Origin of the sequence: Bacillus sp. FSL K6-3154 (assembly GCF_040869395.1) — a bacterium.
Taxonomy (GTDB): domain Bacteria; phylum Bacillota; class Bacilli; order Bacillales; family Bacillaceae; genus Bacillus; species Bacillus safensis.
Genome location: NZ_CP152033.1, coordinates 2881823 through 2900351 on the forward strand (window position 1 = coordinate 2881823; position 18529 = coordinate 2900351).

Annotated in this window: 28 protein-coding genes and 1 tRNA gene; 25 read left to right on the forward strand and 4 right to left on the reverse strand. The window is 37.9% G+C overall.

Translation table 11 applies throughout. The features are described 5' to 3' along the window. The first annotated feature begins 35 nt into the window (after nucleotides 1-35). The 3 genes from MHH61_RS14795 to MHH61_RS14805 all read left to right on the forward strand — a co-directional run bounded on the left by MHH61_RS14795 (nucleotide 36) and on the right by MHH61_RS14805 (nucleotide 2530). Nucleotides 36-1154, forward strand: coding sequence for a methionine biosynthesis PLP-dependent protein (locus MHH61_RS14795; RefSeq protein ID WP_125586482.1), 1119 nt, complete (start codon nucleotides 36-38; stop codon nucleotides 1152-1154). Beyond that, nucleotides 1151-2329 carry a cystathionine beta-lyase gene (gene metC / locus MHH61_RS14800; RefSeq protein WP_075622836.1) on the forward strand — a complete coding sequence of 393 codons (1179 nt, stop codon included), beginning with the start codon at nucleotides 1151-1153 and terminating at the stop codon, nucleotides 2327-2329. Before MHH61_RS14795 ends, metC begins: the two co-directional genes overlap by 4 nt. A gap of 128 nt (nucleotides 2330-2457) precedes the next feature. Beyond that, a tRNA-Val gene (locus tag MHH61_RS14805) sits at nucleotides 2458-2530 on the forward strand. Between the two features lie 94 nt (nucleotides 2531-2624). On the opposite strand, the gene MHH61_RS14810 is transcribed toward MHH61_RS14805, so the two are convergent. The 4 genes from MHH61_RS14810 to MHH61_RS14825 form a co-directional block, all read right to left on the reverse strand. Then, nucleotides 2625-3860, reverse strand: coding sequence for a site-specific integrase (locus MHH61_RS14810; RefSeq protein WP_125586480.1), 1236 nt, complete (start codon nucleotides 3858-3860; stop codon nucleotides 2625-2627). Continuing rightward, the gene (locus MHH61_RS14815) at nucleotides 3853-4356 is read right to left on the reverse strand and encodes an ImmA/IrrE family metallo-endopeptidase (RefSeq protein ID WP_101677363.1); all 504 of its coding nucleotides are present in this window, start codon (nucleotides 4354-4356) and stop codon (nucleotides 3853-3855) included. Before MHH61_RS14815 ends, MHH61_RS14810 begins: the two co-directional genes overlap by 8 nt. 97 nt (nucleotides 4357-4453) lie before the next feature. Next, nucleotides 4454-5080 carry a DUF4352 domain-containing protein gene (locus MHH61_RS14820; RefSeq protein ID WP_164512166.1) on the reverse strand — a complete coding sequence of 209 codons (627 nt, stop codon included), beginning with the start codon at nucleotides 5078-5080 and terminating at the stop codon, nucleotides 4454-4456. 53 nt (nucleotides 5081-5133) lie between these two features. After that, complete coding sequence (locus MHH61_RS14825) at nucleotides 5134-5499, reverse strand: helix-turn-helix domain-containing protein (protein ID WP_241218554.1); 366 nt, start codon at nucleotides 5497-5499, stop codon at nucleotides 5134-5136. Nucleotides 5500-5666: 167 nt separating this feature from the next. Between MHH61_RS14825 and MHH61_RS14830 the strand changes: the two genes are divergently transcribed. The 22 genes from MHH61_RS14830 to MHH61_RS14935 all read left to right on the forward strand — a co-directional run bounded on the left by MHH61_RS14830 (nucleotide 5667) and on the right by MHH61_RS14935 (nucleotide 18528). Further along, nucleotides 5667-5864, forward strand: a complete 198-nt coding sequence (locus MHH61_RS14830) for a helix-turn-helix domain-containing protein (RefSeq protein WP_046343209.1) — start codon at nucleotides 5667-5669, stop codon at nucleotides 5862-5864. Between the two features lie 45 nt (nucleotides 5865-5909). Then, nucleotides 5910-6104: a helix-turn-helix domain-containing protein gene (locus tag MHH61_RS14835; RefSeq protein ID WP_101677361.1), complete on the forward strand. Its 195-nt coding sequence runs from the start codon at nucleotides 5910-5912 to the stop codon at nucleotides 6102-6104. 141 nt (nucleotides 6105-6245) lie between these two features. Beyond that, on the forward strand, nucleotides 6246-6458 hold the full coding sequence (locus MHH61_RS14840) for a helix-turn-helix transcriptional regulator (protein WP_046344952.1): 213 nt from the start codon (nucleotides 6246-6248) through the stop codon (nucleotides 6456-6458). A gap of 2 nt (nucleotides 6459-6460) precedes the next feature. After that, on the forward strand, nucleotides 6461-6730 hold the full coding sequence (locus MHH61_RS14845; RefSeq protein ID WP_101677360.1) for a hypothetical protein: 270 nt from the start codon (nucleotides 6461-6463) through the stop codon (nucleotides 6728-6730). Then, the gene (locus tag MHH61_RS14850) at nucleotides 6731-6901 is read left to right on the forward strand and encodes a hypothetical protein (protein WP_164512165.1); all 171 of its coding nucleotides are present in this window, start codon (nucleotides 6731-6733) and stop codon (nucleotides 6899-6901) included. It abuts the gene before it with no gap. Between the two features lie 189 nt (nucleotides 6902-7090). Next, entirely contained in the window at nucleotides 7091-7282 is a 192-nt protein-coding gene (locus MHH61_RS14855) for a hypothetical protein (RefSeq protein ID WP_125586478.1), read from the forward strand. Nucleotides 7283-7314: 32 nt separating this feature from the next. Next, complete coding sequence (locus MHH61_RS14860; protein ID WP_125586476.1) at nucleotides 7315-7536, forward strand: hypothetical protein; 222 nt, start codon at nucleotides 7315-7317, stop codon at nucleotides 7534-7536. A gap of 107 nt (nucleotides 7537-7643) precedes the next feature. Beyond that, nucleotides 7644-8555 carry a hypothetical protein gene (locus MHH61_RS14865; protein WP_125586474.1) on the forward strand — a complete coding sequence of 304 codons (912 nt, stop codon included), beginning with the start codon at nucleotides 7644-7646 and terminating at the stop codon, nucleotides 8553-8555. Continuing rightward, on the forward strand, nucleotides 8515-9315 hold the full coding sequence (locus MHH61_RS14870; RefSeq protein WP_125586472.1) for a PD-(D/E)XK nuclease-like domain-containing protein: 801 nt from the start codon (nucleotides 8515-8517) through the stop codon (nucleotides 9313-9315). The genes MHH61_RS14865 and MHH61_RS14870 overlap by 41 nt, the downstream gene beginning before the upstream one ends. A gap of 213 nt (nucleotides 9316-9528) precedes the next feature. Further along, entirely contained in the window at nucleotides 9529-10389 is an 861-nt protein-coding gene (locus tag MHH61_RS14875; protein ID WP_125586468.1) for a hypothetical protein, read from the forward strand. Between the two features lie 5 nt (nucleotides 10390-10394). Continuing rightward, the gene (locus MHH61_RS14880) at nucleotides 10395-10682 is read left to right on the forward strand and encodes a replicative helicase loader/inhibitor (RefSeq protein WP_095285472.1); all 288 of its coding nucleotides are present in this window, start codon (nucleotides 10395-10397) and stop codon (nucleotides 10680-10682) included. Then, the gene (gene dnaB, locus MHH61_RS14885) at nucleotides 10654-11946 is read left to right on the forward strand and encodes a replicative DNA helicase (RefSeq protein ID WP_125586466.1); all 1293 of its coding nucleotides are present in this window, start codon (nucleotides 10654-10656) and stop codon (nucleotides 11944-11946) included. The genes MHH61_RS14880 and dnaB overlap by 29 nt, the downstream gene beginning before the upstream one ends. 14 nt (nucleotides 11947-11960) lie before the next feature. Beyond that, on the forward strand, nucleotides 11961-12152 hold the full coding sequence (locus MHH61_RS14890; protein ID WP_125586464.1) for a hypothetical protein: 192 nt from the start codon (nucleotides 11961-11963) through the stop codon (nucleotides 12150-12152). Beyond that, entirely contained in the window at nucleotides 12149-12598 is a 450-nt protein-coding gene (locus MHH61_RS14895; RefSeq protein ID WP_125586462.1) for a RusA family crossover junction endodeoxyribonuclease, read from the forward strand. Before MHH61_RS14890 ends, MHH61_RS14895 begins: the two co-directional genes overlap by 4 nt. After that, on the forward strand, nucleotides 12586-13284 hold the full coding sequence (locus MHH61_RS14900; protein ID WP_125586460.1) for a helix-turn-helix domain-containing protein: 699 nt from the start codon (nucleotides 12586-12588) through the stop codon (nucleotides 13282-13284). Before MHH61_RS14895 ends, MHH61_RS14900 begins: the two co-directional genes overlap by 13 nt. 287 nt (nucleotides 13285-13571) lie before the next feature. Further along, nucleotides 13572-13853 (forward strand): hypothetical protein, encoded by a 282-nt coding sequence (locus tag MHH61_RS14905; protein WP_125586458.1) that lies wholly within the window; start codon nucleotides 13572-13574, stop codon nucleotides 13851-13853. A 71-nt stretch (nucleotides 13854-13924) separates the two neighbouring features. Beyond that, nucleotides 13925-14125 (forward strand): XtrA/YqaO family protein, encoded by a 201-nt coding sequence (locus MHH61_RS14910; RefSeq protein WP_125586456.1) that lies wholly within the window; start codon nucleotides 13925-13927, stop codon nucleotides 14123-14125. A 65-nt stretch (nucleotides 14126-14190) separates the two neighbouring features. Further along, on the forward strand, nucleotides 14191-15429 hold the full coding sequence (locus MHH61_RS14915) for a putative phage abortive infection protein (RefSeq protein WP_164512164.1): 1239 nt from the start codon (nucleotides 14191-14193) through the stop codon (nucleotides 15427-15429). A gap of 24 nt (nucleotides 15430-15453) precedes the next feature. Further along, on the forward strand, nucleotides 15454-15837 hold the full coding sequence (locus MHH61_RS14920; protein WP_125586452.1) for an ArpU family phage packaging/lysis transcriptional regulator: 384 nt from the start codon (nucleotides 15454-15456) through the stop codon (nucleotides 15835-15837). A gap of 134 nt (nucleotides 15838-15971) precedes the next feature. Further along, nucleotides 15972-16748, forward strand: a complete 777-nt coding sequence (locus tag MHH61_RS14925) for a hypothetical protein (protein WP_125586451.1) — start codon at nucleotides 15972-15974, stop codon at nucleotides 16746-16748. A 157-nt stretch (nucleotides 16749-16905) separates the two neighbouring features. Next, on the forward strand, nucleotides 16906-18246 hold the full coding sequence (locus tag MHH61_RS14930) for a ribonuclease YeeF family protein (protein WP_368004455.1): 1341 nt from the start codon (nucleotides 16906-16908) through the stop codon (nucleotides 18244-18246). Between the two features lie 60 nt (nucleotides 18247-18306). After that, entirely contained in the window at nucleotides 18307-18528 is a 222-nt protein-coding gene (locus tag MHH61_RS14935; RefSeq protein WP_368004456.1) for a hypothetical protein, read from the forward strand. The last annotated feature ends 1 nt before the right edge of the window (nucleotide 18529 follow it).

Genomic DNA, 18529 nt, shown 5'->3' on the forward strand with positions numbered 1-18529 from the left:
TTTTGAAATCAGATTTTTACTTAGGATGGTGTCAAATGACAGAACATGTGGAAACGAAATTAGCGCAGATTGGAAACCGTAGCGAAGAGGTGACTGGCACTGTCAGTCCTCCCGTTTATCTTTCGACAGCATATAGACATAGAGGGATAGGGGAATCTACAGGATTTGATTACATTCGAACGAAAAACCCAACAAGACAGCTTGTAGAGGATGCAATTGCTTCACTCGAAGAAGGGACGGCCGGTTTTGCCTTCAGTTCGGGAATGGCGGCAATCCAAACGATCATGGCTCTATTTGAAAGCGGAGATGAGCTCATCGTCTCTTCAGACCTATATGGCGGTACATACCGTTTGTTTGAAAACGAATGGAAAAAGTACGGATTACGTTTTCTTTATGATGATTTTTCAGATGAAGACTGTTTACGCTCTAAAATCACGCCAAACACAAAAGCGGTCTTTATTGAAACACCGACAAATCCACTGATGCAGGAAGCAGATATTCAAAAAATAGCGAAGATTGCAAAAGAGCATGGCGCTTTGGTGATTGTCGATAACACCTTTTACACACCAGTCTTGCAAAAGCCGATTACGCTTGGAGCGGACATTGTCATTCATAGCGCAACCAAATATTTAGGCGGACATAATGACGTTCTTGCAGGGCTTGTGGTGACAAAAGGAGAGCAGCTGTCTGAAGACATGTTCCAGCATCAAAACGCGATTGGAGCGGTTCTATCACCATTTGACTCATGGCTTTTAATGAGAGGAATGAAAACACTGGCTCTTAGAATGCGCCAGCACGAGGCAAATGCGAAGGAGCTGGCACAGTTTTTAGAGAAGCAGCCAGAAATTCAAGATGTGCTTTACCCAGGAAAGGGAGGCATGCTGTCATTCCGAGTAGCCAAAGAGGAATGGGTCAATCCATTTTTGAAGCAGCTGAAAACGATTTGTTTTGCTGAAAGCCTTGGCGGAGTCGAAAGCTTCATTACGTATCCTGCGACACAAACGCATATGGATATTCCAGAAGAGATTCGCATTGCAAACGGTGTATGTAACAAGCTGCTCCGTTTCTCTGTTGGCATCGAGCATGTAGATGATCTGAAAGCAGACCTGAAACAGGCACTCTCACAAGTAAAAGAGGAGGTACACGCCAAATGACCACACACGATTGGACACTTGAAACACAACTCGTTCATAATGCGTTTAAAACAGACCGTTCGACAGGTGCAGTCAGTGTACCCATTCAGCATGCATCCACATTTCATCAAAGCAGCTTCGATGAATTTGGCCAATATGACTACTCCAGATCGGGAACTCCGACACGTCAAGCATTAGAGGATACGATTGCAGCGCTGGAAGGAGGAACGAGAGGGCTTGCCTTTGCATCAGGCATGGCTGCTATTTCAACCGCTTTTCTTCTATTATCAAAGGGAGATCACGTCCTGGTCACAAGAGATGTGTACGGGGGGACTTTCCGAATGATCACCCAAGTTCTTTCAAGATTTGGAATTGAGCATACCTTCGTGGACATGACCGATTTGAATGAAGTCAAAAGAGGCATTCAATCGAATACAAAGGTCATTTACATGGAAACACCGTCAAATCCAACACTAGGCATTACAGATATTAAAGGTGTCGTACAGATTGCGAAAGAGCATGGCTGTCTGACGTTCTTAGATAATACGTTTTTAACACCTGCGCTTCAGCGTCCGCTGGACCTTGGTGTTGACGTTGTTCTGCACAGCGCAACGAAATTTTTAAGCGGCCATAGTGATGTGCTGTCAGGCTTAGCTGTGGTGAAAGATGAGAAACTCGGAGACGAACTCTATTCGCTGCAAAACTCTTTCGGAGCGGTCCTTGGCGTGCAGGATTGCTGGCTTGTGTTAAGGGGGTTAAAAACCCTTCAGGTGAGATTAGAAAAAGCCAGCCAAACGGCCTTCGAACTAGCTTCATTTCTAAAAGAACATCCTGCGGTGAAAAAAGTATACTATCCAGGTTTAGATGACCATCCAGGGGCAGATATTCAGCGCAAGCAGGCAAGCGGAGCAGGAGCGGTTCTCTCATTTGAACTAGAAAACCAAGCGGCTGTCAAAGAATTAGTGGACGCTGTCACATTACCTGTATTCGCCGTCAGCCTCGGCGCCGTCGAATCCATTCTGTCGTATCCAGCCAAAATGTCACATGCGGCTATGCCAAAAGAAGAAAGAGAAAAAAGAGGGATTACAGATGGGCTGCTTCGTTTAAGTGTCGGAGTTGAAAACGGAGAAGATCTCAAACGCGACTTCAAACAAGCACTTGATCAGTTAAAGCCAGTTCTTGTGAATCAGTCATAAAAGTCAGTGAAAAGCCGGTGCGGATACCGGCTTTTTGGCTTTTTTGAACAAAACCATTGACGCCTCATGATGATGGTTATATAATAGAGACTGTCAGTAACAGAAAGCCCAGAACTGATACATAACCCGATTCCGTAGCTCAGCTGGGAGAGCGCTACCTTGACAGGGTAGAGGTCGCTGGTTCGAGCCCAGTCGGAATCATCGTTGAAACCCTTGCATAGCAAGGGTTTTTTGTTTTTTTGACAACGAATATTTGTTCCGTTTCTTTTGGTTGGGGACGAATTGGGGACGAACTTTATCCGCCAGATTGTTTCTCAGTATTTTTAGGATCAAAATGATTAAAGTGTTCTGCGGTGTTAAATTCTAATTTGTTTGTGACATGACCATAAATATCTGAGGTTGTTTTAGCACTAGCATGTCCGGCTCTTTTCTGAATAGCATTAATGCTCTCACCTGCCTCTATAAGGAGAGCGACCATTGTATGTCTTAAATCATGTAGCCGAATGTTTTTTAATTTGTGTTTGTTTTTGATTTTTGACCATTTGGAAGTAGGGGTTGTGTAATGGAAAGGCTCACCAAAACCATTATGAAATAAATATTGGTGATCATCTCCTTGCCATAAGTCACCAACTAATAGTTTTTCTTTTTTCCACATGATATGGTACTGCTTTAATTCATCCATATACCAGTTAGGCATCTTTACAAAACGTTTAGAACTTCTTGTTTTAGGTTCTTTAACATAGGGTTTGCCATCAACTGTCTTGGAAATTGAACGATTAATATGAAAGCCGCCGAGATCCCAATCAACATCCAAATGCCATTCAAGTGCAAGACCTTCACCGCGTCTTAGACCACCAATCATAGCAGCTAAAAAATAAAGTCTCCATTTAATATCAACTTCTTGATACAAAATTTTTATACATTCAGCAGCTTCGTCAGATTCAAAATATTTCATTTCTTGCTTTTCATGTTCTGGTTGAGGAAGTCCTTTCATAGGATCAACTTTAATGATCTTCCATTCTTCAGTAGCCGTTTTAAAAACAACTTGTAAAATTTTAAAAATGTCTTGGATAGTGGCTCCACTTAAACCTCCTGGTTTTCCATCCTTTCGTGCGCCATCTTTTTTTAAACTGTCTAAAAAATCTACAATATGAAGGCTTTTTATTTGTTCCATTTTTTTATTGCCAAAGACAGGGAGAATATGATTTTTTAAATGTCTCCAATATACATCGGAAGTAGTGAGAGAGTATGGTTTTCCGCTCTTTTGATAAAGCTTCTTCTCTTTCCACTTAGCGATAAAAGATTCAAATGTTAATTTTTCAGGTTCTATGTATTCTTCAGAAGAAACTTCGATTTTAAATTGATAGAGCTGGTCTGAGAGATACTCTTGCAATCTTCTTTTCGTCTTTAATAGTTTAGTATCTTCTATGCGAATGGTTTTAGTTTTTTTCTTTCTTTTTCCGTTTATATCGTGACCAGCTTCAACAATTAATCTAAAAGAATTGTTTCCTCTTTTTTCAATGCTAGCCATATAAAACACCCCTTGTCTGAGAAAAAGTTTTTTGATAATAAAGATTTAAACGGTGATTTGCAAATTCAGGAGTAACGTTAAAAATATTAGAAACTTTCAAGACAGCGAGTTCAGGTCTTTTGGGTAAATCCAAATCAATTAACATGAATGTTGGGATACAAAAATGATAAGCAAAATAATTCGCTTGTCTTTCTTGATAGATATTCCATAAAGTTTTAGTCAAATGAAAATTAGTGAACTTGCTAGATTGTCTAACTATATGGCAAAGTTCATGAGCGAAATCCTGCCATTGTTCCTCTTTAGATAGTTTTTTATTTAGAAAAATAGTGTACAGGTTGTTAATTTCTACATAATGACTTGTGTCATTAACATAAAATATCCAAATGTCTAGATCATTAGCTATTTTGTGTTTATCTAATTGTGAAGGTTCAGTTATGCCAATATTATTAAGGAATGACTCAATCCAATCTTCTAAATGACTATTTATATATCTCAATGTTAATAAGCCCCTTTCTAAAAGAGAATGCTCTTAGATGAGTTAGAAACATACGTTCTGTTTTAGTGTAAAAATAAAAGCCCAATATGGGCATTATTTATTTAGTTTTAAAGAATAGTTTACCTGAAGTAGATATACTTTTATAAGCTATTAAAAAATCATCGTCTTTTTTTACTTGATTCACTATATAACCTTCAAGTGAACCACCGTTATATACTTCGCCTTCAAATTCTTTTGGCACAACAGTACCAATTTCCTCAGAATAAGGAGAACCATCACTACTAAAAAAGTCAAAGTTAAGAATTGGACTGAATAGTATAGGTTCATCATCTGTTTCAGAATTTGTCATCTTCACTTTGACCTTAACAAGTGCCCATTCAAAACCCTTTTTAGGTTGAGAAACTGTGCTATTCCTCTTATATAAAACATTAAATGCTTTATCTCCTCGAATAACCTCTTCTACATTCATCTTTAATTCAGCAGTATATTCATTATCCGATGCACTAATGTAATCGTCGAAATATATTGGTTTTTTTAAAGGTATAGGAGCAGTTCGTGTTCCATCAGCTTCTTTTTTAGTTTTCTTCTTAGCAGATGAACCCTCATTAGATTCCTGTTTATCGCTTTTTTCATTTGATTCATTTACTTTTGTATTCTGTGAATTACACGCTGTTAAAGACGTTGCTATTAAGAAAATAAGTACATAAAAAAAAGTCTTTTTCAAAATATGCGCCCCTTTCATGAAATACATGTATGAAAGTAATTGAATTCTTTTATTTAGTCACCATAGAAGTCATTCTGCTTATCCCCTGGTTTACGACCTTCCTGAAGTCTTAGTGCTCTTTCAATTCTTTCAATTCTCTTTTCTATATCAGAATTTCCATCACTTGCAGCAGTAGACGCGTTGCCTGATCTCAGAAGTTGTTCTGCTTCAAACCTATAATCTTTCCCGGTTAGCAAATAATCTGTGGATACCCCAAAAACCTCAGCAATTTTCACAATTTCAATATCAGTTAAAGGACGAGTTCCTTTTTCTATTCTGTTCATTACACTGACATTCATATTGATTTTTTGAGCCAACTCTTTTTGGTTCCACTGTTTTTGTTCTCTCAATTTAATTATTCTTTCGCCTACAGCCAGCATCTTTAATCACCAACTTTCTATATTAGCAATATAAATCTTAACATTTTTCCAATGTAGAAAAAAATAAATTGCTAAATTAGAAATAAAACAGTTGAAATTTCTTTTTTAGAAATGTATTATTAAATCAACAACAGGATTTCTAAAACAGAAATCGAGAGGAGGGAAATATGTTAGATTTAAAATTTGTCAAATCGAGACGTCATGTTAAACAAATTAATTTGCAACAAATGGCCAAGGCTCTAGGATTCAAAAATGCCTCAACATATATGAAATATGAGACAGGAGAATATGCCTTTAAAGCAAACCATCTCCCGATATTGGCTAAAGAATTAGACTGTGACATAAGGGATTTCTTCCGGAAGTGAATTTCTAAAATAGAAATATAATTAAATGACTAGGAGAGATAAGATATGCCAACAAAATCAACTATGACTGTTCATGAAACAGCTGATTTTCTTGGGGTACATCACGACACTGTTTACACAATGGTTCGTGAAAGACAAATACCGTTCTTCCGAGTAAGAAAAAGAATTTTCTTTAAAAGAGAAGTTCTTGAAGAATGGCAATTAGCACAAATGGAATCCAATTTTCAGCCAGTTGAATGATTAATAATTTACCACCTTAGAATACAGCTGATTTTTAGGTTTTTCTGTTCCAATTCGCAACATGTTCTATATAGGAACAATAAGGGGGTGAGGAAGTTGAGGTTGGGGGTAGTGCTCCGACAAGCAAGGAAAAGAGCTGGGATGTCCCAAGAGAAGTTGGCTGAATTGTTAAGTCGCTCAAGGAGCTGCATATCAAAATTTGAGAATGATCAAAAGATGCTTGATGTTCCTACATATGTACGGTGGATGGAAGCGACAAATGCAAAAGAAGCCATGATCGCAACCTTATGTGGTGTCGATCCACTTGCAGTCACTCAGCAGATTACAGCCATCATGGCTTTGTTTGGAGGATGAAGATGAGAAAAGCGATTTTCAAGAGTATTGATCACGAAGGGATAACAGCTGAAATGATCTGTATTGAACAACTACAAAAAAGATTAATGAAAGCATTAGAAAGTGCGGATATAGATACGGCATTAGCAGCTCACAAAGATATAGCAAAATCTTTAAACCAAATTCAGCGTTACGAAAGCCAAGCTAAGGTTCATTTATTAAAACAGGCTGCGAGGATTACAAAAATCAAATATCCAAAATCACTAAAAAATAGATTGAGAGGATTGATCTAGATGAAATATTTGTTCACAGCAAGTCGCTTAATGAAGGCGAAAGATATCGTGAAACAATGTAAGATGCGTCATACAGAGGAAGGGCTCATTTTATTAGCCGCTCTGGAATTACAGATCAGAACGGAAATAGAAAACAGAAAAAAGCAGCAAGCTCCGACACTTACTGCTTAAATCATTTCAAACCATGAATAACAAAATGATCGATCTCATTATAGCGTTATTTAGAGATCACGACAAGGCTTATTCTTGTCGTCCGGCTTGCGGATGGGACAGTGTACACCTACCCCCTCAAATCATGCTCCATCCGCGGTCGGACGATGCGAATAAGCATCAAATAATCTGTTAGGGAGGAAAGAAGTCTTGAGAACTAAACCAGTTATTAAACCTTTCAGTGAGAGACAGTCTGATCAATTCTATCTATCACAAGTGAATGGATCAATTGTCATGACTAACAAAGGTAAGCCAATGTTCCAATTTCCTGATAAACAAGCCTTTGAGAAATTTCAACAACTAAAGGCCGATGCGATCCGCTCAAAATTAGAGATTTTTTGATGCTTACACCAAACAGAAGAGGAGGGAAGAAGATGAATATTGAGCATCCGATCATCACAGAGATCAATAGATATGGCTATCCAAAAGATATGGTGAAGCAAGAAGAACACTTTGGAATTGATTTTTATGGTTCAGAAATTTTGCTAGAAGATGACTATGTTGAGGATAAAAATTCGGGTGAATTGATCTTGCGAGAAAATCTAGAACGATATCTTGCAGAGGAACTTGATTTTGAATTTAAAACAGCAAAATAAAAGAGCTCACTCCCACAAGTGAACTCATCTAAATAACCAGACACAGAATAAGGTGTCAACCACTATTATAAGCAGGTTGTCACCTAAATTCAATGGGGGTTTCTTATATGAATGGATTGTCAAATGTTGATTACTCAAACTATATGGCAGCTTCACAGCCATCAGCGGGAACGTCAGTAACAACAGAAGCTATGGTTAGTCGGCAGGCACAGGAAGTACAAGCAGCTATGGTCATAGCAAAGAAGTTTCCGCGAGACGTATATGCTGCTTTTGAACGAATCAAGAAAGCGTGTGAGCGTAGGCTATTAGCTGAGAATGCTGTCTACGAATATCCACGAGGTGGAACAAAGGTATCAGGTCCTTCTATTCGTCTGGCTGAAGCTCTGGCACAGAATTGGGGAAACATTGATTACGGAATCATGGAACTTGAACAAAAAGCAGGAGAATCTTCTGTTATGGCTTATGCGTGGGATCTTGAAACCAATACTCGTCAGACCAAAATATTTACGGTAAAGCATGAACGAAAAGCAAAAGGCGCCATTACAAAGCTTAATGATCCAAGAGATATTTATGAACTGGTTGCAAACCAAGGGGCACGTCGAGTTCGTGCCTGCATTCTTGGAGTGATTCCAGGAGACATTGTTGATGCTGCAGTTGATATGTGTCAAAGAACGCTGATTAGTGGTCATAAAGAGCCTTTAGAAGACCGGTTAAGAAAAGCATTAACAACATTTAAAACTGATTTTGGTGTTACGAAGGAAATGGTCGAGGAATATGTCGGTAGCAAATTAGATGCCTTTACTGAGCAAGATTATCTCAAAATAGGACGCATCTACACTTCTCTTCGTGATGGTATGGCAAAGAAAGAGGATTATTTCAACGTCAAAGTTTCAGGTGCTACAAAATCAAAAATCGAAGAAGAGTTTCTAAAGCAGCAGGAACAAAAAGAGAGTGATGTAAAGGCTGGTGAGCCAGCAAATGATGATTCCGACAATCAACAAGGAGAATTATTACTCTAACGAGATCGATCAAGTTTATATGTCAAATTCTCAATATAAGAGTTTCTTAGAGTGTGAGGCGGCTACAATGGCAAAACTCAACGGTGAATGGCAGCCGCCGTCCTCTGAAGCTCTACTCTTTGGTCAATATGTTCATGCCTGGCTTGAAGGAGAGCAGGCCTTTGATGAATTTAAGATGAACACACCTGCTCTATTTACACAAAAGGGTCAATTGTATAAACAGTATCAATTGGCTGATCTCATGATTGAAGCTATACAGAATGACGACTTGTGCATGTTTGTTCTTCAAGGAGATAAAGAAGTAATTATCACAGGCGAACTGTTCGGAGTGCCTTGGAAAGGAAAACTCGATGTGTTCAACCCTGCAGGTGGTCGCTTTGCTGATCTTAAAACAACTCGTTCTCTCAGGGAAAGAATATGGGATCAAGAGCTTGGCTATTGTTCATTTGTAGAAGCCTATGGATATATTGCTCAAATGGCTCTCTATGCGGAAATAGAAAGACAGGAAGCAGGACGTAGTAATTGGTTAGAGCCTTTGATTGTGGCCATATCAAAAGAAGATCCACCAGATAAAGCAGTTATCAATATTGATGAGTCAAGGATGGAAATTGAGTTAGAAGATATAGAAAAAAACATGGAGCGGATCGTTCAGGTTAAGCATGGCGGAGAAAGACCGAGAAGATGTGAAAAGTGTAAGTATTGTCGATCTACAAATCGTCTTAACCGCATTATCCATTTTTCCGAACTGGTGAACAGCTAGTGAGGGAGAAGCTAATCATTAAAGTTCCTATTCCGTTTGTGTACCTGTCTTTATCTAAATCAAGTCGTAATCAAGCTGCTTTATTTAGAGCGTATGTGAAGGGTTATATCCAAAGAAATGAGCCAGGTCTTACTTTTATTAGGATCAGTGGAATGTACGCTCTATGTGAGATTAAAATGCCTTAATTGATGATGTTGGAGAGGAGGAAGTTATTTGTCTACTGGATGGGTAAAACTGCATCGAAAAATATTAGAACACGAATTATGGAATGACGTGACTACCTTTAGACTGTTCACTTTATTAGTTATGAGAGCAAGTCATCAAGATGGCTTCAAAATGAATGGAGTTGTTTTAAATAAGGGCCAGTACATAAGATCGTACTCAAAACTATGTGAGGACCTCGCTTATAAAGAAGGAAGAGGGCTAAAAAAGCTGTCTAAAAGTACAATTATGCGTTCAATTAAGAAACTTGTTACGAACAACATCATCACTGTTAGCGAAACGGAACTAGGAACACTATTCACCATTGTGAAATACGAGTCATATCAAGAGTTTTCGAGTGATCACGAAACAGAACCCAGAACGGAAGAAGAACCTATCGCAGAACGAAGACGGAACGAAAGCGGTACGAAGTCGGAACTATATCAAGAATTAAAGAATTTAAGAATTAAAGAAGAAGAGGAAGAAGAAAAGAGAGCCTCAGTAGAAAATGATTTAACTCCTTTCCACCAGATCGAAGAAAAGTACTTATCGCGAAAAGGTGGGTTGATGTTAACACCAAAAGATTCAGCTGCCATTGAAAGGATTCTCAAGGAGCGTATACCACTTGAAGTCATATTGAAGTGGATCGACGAGGTATTCGATCAATATCAACCAAAGCATAGAGCAGACAGTATTAAATCTTTTGTATACCTTGAATCAGCGATTCTTGATCGTTGGCATGCACAGCAGTACCAAGCTCAGCCACTTATAAACAATGTTTCTGAATTTAAACCAAAGCAGCATAGACAAAGTAATTTAGACGCTCTAGCTCAATACGCAAAAGAAAATGGGATTAAATTTGGAGGAGGTTGATGAGCATGAATCAAGAGCAAGCAATGTCTATCCTAACAAGGATTGCAGCTGCCTATCCAAGGTTTGAACTCACTACAGACGCGATCGGAAAAGAAAGAATTAAACTCTGGCTTGACCACTTAAAGGATCAACCCTATGAACAGGTTTTGAAAAAGATCGACCAGCACATTGCTGAAAAGAGATTCCCACCTGCTATCGCAGAAATCAAAATCAAACAACCAGAGCAAAATGAATTCTTAGCGAAACAGAAAGCGTGGGAACAAAATGCAAAATTTGCGAAACGTAGAAGCTGAACAGTTTTTATTAGGTTGTATCATCCTTGAAGGTGATCTGATTAAAGAAACAGCACTAGAGCCCAGACATTTTGCTGAAGAACGGCATAAACGGATTTTCGAAGCGATGAGGGAAGTGGACAAGCTTGGCAAGCCTGTTGAATTGGCCAATATCGCTGCATCTATGGGAGACCTTTTAGATTCAATTGGAGGCTTTGAATACTTAACCAATCTTGCAAGTACTGTTCCCTCAAAACATGCTTTCGAGACCTATGAAACATTAATCTACGAGGCTTTTAGACTCAGAGATTTGCAAAGTGCTGCTCTAGCTTTTGCTAATGCCCCATGCGATGAGGGGATTACTGAGCTTTATCAAAAGACTATTGAAGTGCAAGAAGTTGGAGTTAAAGCCACTCGGACAAAAATGGATGTTCTGACGGAGATATTCATGAGCATGGAAGAAGATCAAGGAGATCTTACAGGAGTCGACACTGGTCTTGCGGACCTGAATGCTATGACAGGTGGTTGGCAAAAAAGCGATTTGATTATCGTAGCTGCTCGTCCATCGATGGGAAAGACTGCTTTTGCTCTTAACCTAGGATGTAACAACGCGCTAAAGGGTGGAGTAACTGATATTTTCTCGCTCGAAATGTCAGATACACAGTTAACTCATCGAATGTTAAGCAGCCTTGGAAGAATTGAAGGCACGAAGTGGAGGAATCCAAAAAAGTACTTTAGCGATCAAGATTATGACAGAGCCAACAAAGCTATGGGTGAATACGAAAAATTAGATATTTACATCCATGATCAACCCACTCAAACAGTCGCAGATATCCGGTCCCAGATCCGTAAAACAAAAAAGGATCATCCTGATCAAGATCATTTAGTCATCATTGACTATTTGCAGCTTATTACCCCGATCGGTAAGTTTGAGAGCAAAAACTATGAGGTTGGTGCCATCACCAAAGAGCTGAAGAATATGGCGAGAAGCTTTAATGTCCCAATCATTTTGCTATCACAGCTCTCACGTGGAGTGGAACAGAGGCAAGATAAACGTCCAATGATGTCTGATCTGCGTGATTCAGGAAGCATTGAACAAGACGCTGATATCGTTACGTTCCTCTATCGTGATGATTATTACAACAAAGATAGTGAGCAGAAAAATATAGTCGAAATCATCTTTGCTAAACAGCGAAATGGTGAGGTTGGGACAATTAATGCTGCCTTTATGAAAGAGTACGGAAGGTTTGTAAACTTATCGCGGCAAATGGAAGCCGCTTTATGAAATGAGGAATGAACATGTCAATCAATAGCGATCAGCGCAAACAGTTCTTGCTCAAAGAATTGAAGCGCATTGGATATAAACCAAGTGAGAATGAAAGTCTCGAAAAACTATCACTCTATGATCTTGAAATGATAGTCATTTCAGCCAAGAGTGAGCGAGGAAATAAGGTTTTAACATATAACGCGAGGATGGAGGCATTCGAATGAAAATAGCATTCACCATTTACGCAGAACCTGTTGCACAAGGAAGACCGCGGGCTACGAGTGTAAATGGCATGACTAGGCTGTATGATCCAAAAAAATCAAGAGACTTTAAGTCTTATGTGAAGCTGGCTGCGAGCGATCACCGACCTGATCAACTCCTGACTGGTCCTCTTGAATTGAAGGTGAAAGTCTATAAATCATTATTGAAAAGCTTTAGCAAGAAAAAAGCAGCAGCAGCCGAAAGAGGCGAATTGCGTCCAGCTAAGAAGCCGGATGTTGATAACTACATCAAAGGGATAAAAGATGGCCTGAATAAAGTAATTTGGCAGGATGATAGTCAAATTGTTGATTTGCATGTAAGCAAGTTTTATAGCAGCACACCGAGAATTGAAGTCGAAGTCTCAACTCTAATACCAACCCATGAGGAGGAACAAATATGTCTTTTATAAATTTCAATGGAACGGTTAAAAAAATGAATCACAAGCCTAAAGGGATTACCGAATTAGTGTTGGAAGTGCCAACAAAGGAGCTAGGCAACAGAATTCAAAACCTTGCAGAAATGATTGATAAGGACGTGAAAGTAGAGATTGAAAGTGACATTGTCCGCTATAACGTGCAGATCAACGCAAACACTGAACGACCAATTGTAAATTATCAAGTGGATCAGAGCGGCGTGGTTCATATAGCTGATCCTGAGCCGGAACAGCTTGAAGCTGAACTTGGTTTACCAGAAGAAAAACCAAAAATTGAAGAAAAGCCGATGGAAATTAAGCGTGAAGTGGTGGATCAATTCATCATTGAAGGTATGGCTCCAGAACAGGAAGGTTTCCCTGAGAATATGGCAGATATCGTGAAACGACGCATTGAAGGAGAATCTTACAGTAAGTTGGCAACAAAGCTTGAGATGTCATCTGGCACCATCGTTGATCTGATCAATGATTACCGAGCAGCAGTGGCTCCGCTTGCTGAAGCATGGTGGGATTGGAAAGAGGATCAAGCCAACGAAGCTGAACCGTTACAAAAAGAAAATGCTGAAGAAGCAGCTGAAGACGAAAAGGGTTCAGATAATAGCGTTCCAGATGAATACGATCTTCCTAAAGATGATCAAAAAGATGAGGAAGATGGGGCTGCATAAGGTGGCACGCAAACGTTCCAAACGGTGGTTCTTGCTTTATCGCGAAGAGGATGGACAGCACGTCCACCTCTATGAACCACTTAAAAAATATGAACTGCAAAGTCGGATCAGGAAAGGATGGAGGCTTGTCAGATGATTAATAAAATCAAGTTTTTCTTCAAACATAAGCACTTCTTTTGCTTTAAGTGTAGGAACCTTGTTTCAGTTGAGCGAGGCTATGAGTTGGAATTTTGCACACGGGTTTTCAATGGTCCAATTTGCACTAAATGCGGAAGGAGCTTCAGGAAATGAGTAAGATTGTAGAAGGCGATTGGTTGGAAGCTTTGGGTGAAGTTAATCGCAGAATGTTTCATATATCTGGTTACGTTGTGAAAATCTCTGAAGATGAACTTTTAGTGAAGCCGCTTAAAGGAAAGTCTACGGCTGTTCCTAAACATTGGGCTAAAAACTTGGATGTAACGATCACTAAAGATGAATTAAAGGCTCTGATCGATTTGTCCTTAGATTTAAATGATGAACATCTCTTTAGAATGTGCGTACGTGATCTACAAGCTTTTCTGGACAAATAAAAAGAACCAAAGCACAAGGCTCCGACTCTAATGAATCCCGACAATTCATTATAACATGGGAGGCCTTGTGCATGAACTTACCTATTGAAATTATAACTACAAAGAAAATTGAAGAGCATATTGAGTTTGGCAGAGTAAAGCTACTCATCTTAGATGGACTTAACCACAAAGCCTACTTATCAGATATTCCTGATTACGGGAAGACTAGTATTCATTCAAAAAACGGCTTACCTATAAGGATCCAGTATGATTATGGATATAAATTAATATGATTATTGTTATATTATGGATTGCATGTTATGATTTATAGGATTTTTGGATGATGGGAGATAATTTAATGAAAGAACGGTTTAAAGAAAACAAATGGATGTTTGCTGGGGGAGTTGTGATTGTTGTAGCGATACTAACTCCTCTAATATTAATTCTTGTGAGAAATCATTTAGATAAAAAAACATTTGAAGCATTAGGGCCAGTAGGAGATTTTTTTGGAGGAACAACTGTTGGCCTCTTAACGTTGGCAAGCATGTTATTTGTTATTGCCAGTATTTCAATGCAAAGAAAGCAACTTGATATGCAACAAGTTGAATTAAAGACGCAGAGAGAAGAGTTAGCTAAAACTAGGGAAGAGTTTGAGCTTACAAACAAAACATTAACTAAACAACAGTTTGAGAGTACTTTTTTTAATATGATTAATTTACATCATAACCTATTAAAAGATTTAGAGGGAAGGCGAGAATACTTTAATGAGAATTATGAATCCTTAAGGGGTGAGTATAGAAGTGTTGTGGAAAATCATTGGAAAGAACAATTGAACATGCTAAAGGATAGAAAGCCCGATCAATTTAAAAAACTATTATTAACAATGTATATAAATAATAGAAAAGTTTCTTATTTGAAAAATTCCCTGAATGACTATGAGAATTTAGATTTCGGGGACAATAAACTAATGAAAAAGATAAAATCAGATATTGAAAATAATTTTGAAGACTCTTTTAGCAAAAAAAAATTAAAGGTAGAATTTGCAGCTACATCTATTGATCATCGTTTTTCTGAATCTATACGTGACTTAAATATATTAAATTACTTCTCAAATAAAAACAGTTATCGAATTGTTGTATATGGTAATAATGAAAGTCACTATAGAATTTCAAACGTTGAATTTTTTGAAAGTTTTCAAGAGGAAGAGTTAGTCAATTTTTTAAAACAAATTAGAAGGAAAACATTACTTAAGCCTTCTCATCTAAAGAGAATTGCATATGAAAAGTTATATAAAGAAAGGGAAGAAGAAATTGGACACTATTATAGAAATCTCTATCGAATTGTGAGATTTATACAGGATGAAATTTTCAGCACCGATGAAGAGGAGAATAAAAAAGAAAAAAAGAAATACCGAGGGATTCTTAGGGCACAGTTATCTTCAATGGAATTATTAATGCTGTTTTATAATGTTGTCTATTCCGAAAAAGGAGAGAAGTTTAAATCCATTATAAAAGGTACAAACTTTTTTGATGATCATTTAATTGAGTCAAAATTTCTATGGGCAAATGATAAAGTAGAGTTAGACGCTTTAAAATAGATGTGATATGCGTGGTGAATAATCTTGACTGTTGAAGTACTTCACCTTTTACCAGAGGTAAATGAAAAGCAGGTCCGTCAGACATTAATAAATGAATTGAAGCTTTATAAAGCATTAAAAGTTAAACAAGAGAACTTAGATGAGCAAAAAGCAAATGACATCTTAACTTTGTTTCCAAGATTAAAAGATCAGAATGTTTGTTCGGATCTGAAGGTGCGGCAAATAGAAAGAGCACTAGAGTACAGCTTGGATGAAATTGAACAAGACATTATTCGCATGAAGTACCTTACTTCACGAATGGTTAAAGACCTTGAGGTATGCGAAGAGTTAGGATTAAAGAAAGATCGATATTACAAATTGAAAAAGCAAGCTACGTTTAAACTATCGACAGCACTTGGAATCATCTGAGTGCTGTTTATATTCAGAAATTTTTAGAAAGATTTAAGATGATAAATACAAACGATTAAAGAAAGGTTGATATTTCGAAATTCTTACTTAAACTTATTGTAAACTTGAAATTCAATAAAATTAAGGGGTGTAAAATGAGCACACTTTTTAGAAATCATTCTATATTTGCTAGGGTTTTAAGAGATAAAGATTTACCTATTTTAAAAACCTTTGAATTTAATTTTTTTAGATGTGTTAATGTAGAGGATTGGGTGTTTGGAAAAAATGTAAGTGATCTACACAAGGGGAATTTAAGAGATAATAACGGTGAGGGAAGGCATTCAAGGCTGTTCCCACATGAAAAAATATCTTATTGGGCTGATGATACTTCTACTGCTTTAGCTGAAATTAAAAAGCATGGTGGTAATAAAAATTATTTAACATTTATGGCTTATGATGATAAAAGTAGTACTTTCCCAACGCTAAACACAAATGAAGACTTAGTCATTATAGATGGAATTCAACTTGAATTTGATAAGATACTTTCAAAAATAGAAAGAAATGAAGAGTTAATGTTAGATGAGAAAAAATTAATTAATTTAATTGAGCATAGAAAACCGGATTGTTTAGCTTATAAATCAAAAGCCAAAAAAGGAGGAATAAATTTTCTGTTCTTTGAAAAAGGTTTTAATAAACTTTCAATAAAAAAAGTGAAGTTATATTTCGGTGAGAAAAGGCATAAAAATCACAATACCATTATTTGTGCTGATACTAGTGATTATACACCGTATATTGAATCATATGGTAAATTTTTTGAGCCAATAGCTAAAGTTAAAACTGATAGGAATTATAAAACAACAGATGAATATAAGTTTAGGTCTGAAAACTATTCAAAATCATTGACTAAGATACAAAATTCAGTGTCCGTGTAACCAAAGTTTAAGAGTGCCTCAACAAGGGGCGCTTTTTTTGTATCTTTATTCCTATTTAATGACAAACTTTGTGTTGGTAAAATTGACCTTGTCAATGAATAGGAAGGAGTGAATTCTGCTGGGGAAGATACTTGATGCAAAAGCACTAACAAGTGCCATGGACGCAAGGGCAAAACACTATCAGGAACTCCGCGAACAAATGGTTGATTTAAAAAAGGCACTACAAGGCGTGGCAAATCTCGGTGATGATTTCACTGGAAAAGGTGCCGATAACATTAAAAGCTTTTATAAAGAGCTGTCTGGAAATGTGGACATGTTTATCAGTTTTATTGACAAGCAAATAGCCTTTCATGATGGTGTATCTGGTACGCTTGATGATACGAGCTTTGGCAGGGACACCTTTGTAGAAGAACACTTTTTAGACAATGCAGTACATATGGGCATCAAAAACGCCAAAAGCATTGTAAAGGATCAAAAAAAAGCACTCAAAACGATTTTCGAAGATATTGATGATCTCATATCTCTAGAGGTATTTGATAGTAACACTTTTGATGAAAAGATTGCAGGTGCGGAAGATGAACGGAAAAAGACTATTAAGGATTTGATTGAACTTGATCAAAATTTAAAAGATGAATATGCTTTGTCAGAGACTGAGGAGAAGGCTACAATGGCATTGTATGCAGAAATGATCAATGCCACGAATGACGGGAAATCCATTTCACCTATGAATTTTGACAAAAAAGCATTTCAAGATAGCGAAATCTATAAGGCAAAAAGCGATATTGAGAAACAAACTGCTGAATATCTCAAAATCAAAAAAGAACAAGAAGAAGCCCGCGAGATCGCAAAGGAACAAGAAGCGCTCGCCAACCGTCCTTGGTATGAAAAAGCCCTTGATTATGGGGGAAACATTGTCAATGAGCTAACCGGTGTGAACGATGCAAAACGTGCAGCTACAGGCGTCGATCCAATTACAGGCGAAGAGCTTACCGCAGGCCAACGAGTCGCGGCAGGTGGCATGGCAGCAGCGGGCTACATTCCAATCGTCGGCTGGGCAGGACGCATTTTCAAAGGCGGGAAAGCCGTCTATAAAACGACCCAAGCCACATCAGCCGCAGTCAGGGCAGTCGACATTTACAAGACATCACAAAAATCCTTTGATGCCTTGAAAACATCTCAAAAAGGCTTATACGGCATCACTGCAACCAATGGCTTCAGCGAAGCGATCACAGGCCGAGATATGTTTGGAAATAAGATCTCGAAAGAACAGCAGGAAGCGAGTATGAATGCAGCGCTGGGGATGCTTTTACCGTTTGGGGCGAAAGGTTTTCAGGGGAAAATGGGGGTAAAGGGAGCTGGCAAGAGCACTGATATTCCTTCTGTTAGAAATAAAGAATTTAATAAGTGGTTTGATAAATTATCAGTCGATGAATTTGAGAAAGCGTGGAATGTTCCTGCTTTGAGAAGTAAAATTGAAGATAGGATCAGACAGCCATGAGGTTACCACGAGTGGCATCTTGTAGCAAGAACACCTCAATTTAAAAAGTGGGATGTGAGTATGGATCGCATAAAAGAATTGAGGACGCTAACTAAAGATGTTGAATTTGTTAATCCTCCTGGACGGCATGGAGGACGGGGCTCTACTAAAGCACATAATGAAATATTAAAAATTATTGATAATGCTCCTGATTATGAAAGTTTTGTTAGAGAGTTAAATGAATGGGCGAGTAAACGCATGAAAAATGGAGTTCAGGATTTACCGGAAGGGCTAAGGAGGTAAT

Bases quoted from the DNA above. Each gene is read 5' to 3' on its own strand.
- MHH61_RS14860 (WP_125586476.1), top strand. From the start codon at position 7,315: ATGAATATTGAGCATCCGATCATCACAGAGATCAATAGATATGGCTAT.
- MHH61_RS14925 (WP_125586451.1), top strand. From the start codon at position 15,972: ATGAGCACACTTTTTAGAAATCATTCTATATTTGCTAGGGTTTTAAGA.
- MHH61_RS14870 (WP_125586472.1), top strand. From the start codon at position 8,515: ATGATGATTCCGACAATCAACAAGGAGAATTATTACTCTAACGAGATC.
- MHH61_RS14880 (WP_095285472.1), top strand. From the start codon at position 10,395: ATGAATCAAGAGCAAGCAATGTCTATCCTAACAAGGATTGCAGCTGCC.
- MHH61_RS14850 (WP_164512165.1), top strand. From the start codon at position 6,731: ATGAAATATTTGTTCACAGCAAGTCGCTTAATGAAGGCGAAAGATATC.
- MHH61_RS14905 (WP_125586458.1), top strand. From the start codon at position 13,572: ATGAGTAAGATTGTAGAAGGCGATTGGTTGGAAGCTTTGGGTGAAGTT.
- dnaB (WP_125586466.1), top strand. From the start codon at position 10,654: ATGCAAAATTTGCGAAACGTAGAAGCTGAACAGTTTTTATTAGGTTGT.
- MHH61_RS14830 (WP_046343209.1), top strand. From the start codon at position 5,667: ATGTTAGATTTAAAATTTGTCAAATCGAGACGTCATGTTAAACAAATT.
- MHH61_RS14910 (WP_125586456.1), top strand. From the start codon at position 13,925: ATGAACTTACCTATTGAAATTATAACTACAAAGAAAATTGAAGAGCAT.
- MHH61_RS14825 (WP_241218554.1), bottom strand. From the start codon at position 5,499: ATGCTGGCTGTAGGCGAAAGAATAATTAAATTGAGAGAACAAAAACAG.
- MHH61_RS14890 (WP_125586464.1), top strand. From the start codon at position 11,961: ATGTCAATCAATAGCGATCAGCGCAAACAGTTCTTGCTCAAAGAATTG.
- metC (WP_075622836.1), top strand. From the start codon at position 1,151: ATGACCACACACGATTGGACACTTGAAACACAACTCGTTCATAATGCG.
- MHH61_RS14900 (WP_125586460.1), top strand. From the start codon at position 12,586: ATGTCTTTTATAAATTTCAATGGAACGGTTAAAAAAATGAATCACAAG.
- MHH61_RS14840 (WP_046344952.1), top strand. From the start codon at position 6,246: ATGTCCCAAGAGAAGTTGGCTGAATTGTTAAGTCGCTCAAGGAGCTGC.
- MHH61_RS14935 (WP_368004456.1), top strand. From the start codon at position 18,307: ATGGATCGCATAAAAGAATTGAGGACGCTAACTAAAGATGTTGAATTT.
- MHH61_RS14895 (WP_125586462.1), top strand. From the start codon at position 12,149: ATGAAAATAGCATTCACCATTTACGCAGAACCTGTTGCACAAGGAAGA.
- MHH61_RS14930 (WP_368004455.1), top strand. From the start codon at position 16,906: ATGGACGCAAGGGCAAAACACTATCAGGAACTCCGCGAACAAATGGTT.
- MHH61_RS14810 (WP_125586480.1), bottom strand. From the start codon at position 3,860: ATGGCTAGCATTGAAAAAAGAGGAAACAATTCTTTTAGATTAATTGTT.
- MHH61_RS14835 (WP_101677361.1), top strand. From the start codon at position 5,910: ATGCCAACAAAATCAACTATGACTGTTCATGAAACAGCTGATTTTCTT.
- MHH61_RS14845 (WP_101677360.1), top strand. From the start codon at position 6,461: ATGAGAAAAGCGATTTTCAAGAGTATTGATCACGAAGGGATAACAGCT.
- MHH61_RS14865 (WP_125586474.1), top strand. From the start codon at position 7,644: ATGAATGGATTGTCAAATGTTGATTACTCAAACTATATGGCAGCTTCA.
- MHH61_RS14915 (WP_164512164.1), top strand. From the start codon at position 14,191: ATGAAAGAACGGTTTAAAGAAAACAAATGGATGTTTGCTGGGGGAGTT.
- MHH61_RS14795 (WP_125586482.1), top strand. From the start codon at position 36: ATGACAGAACATGTGGAAACGAAATTAGCGCAGATTGGAAACCGTAGC.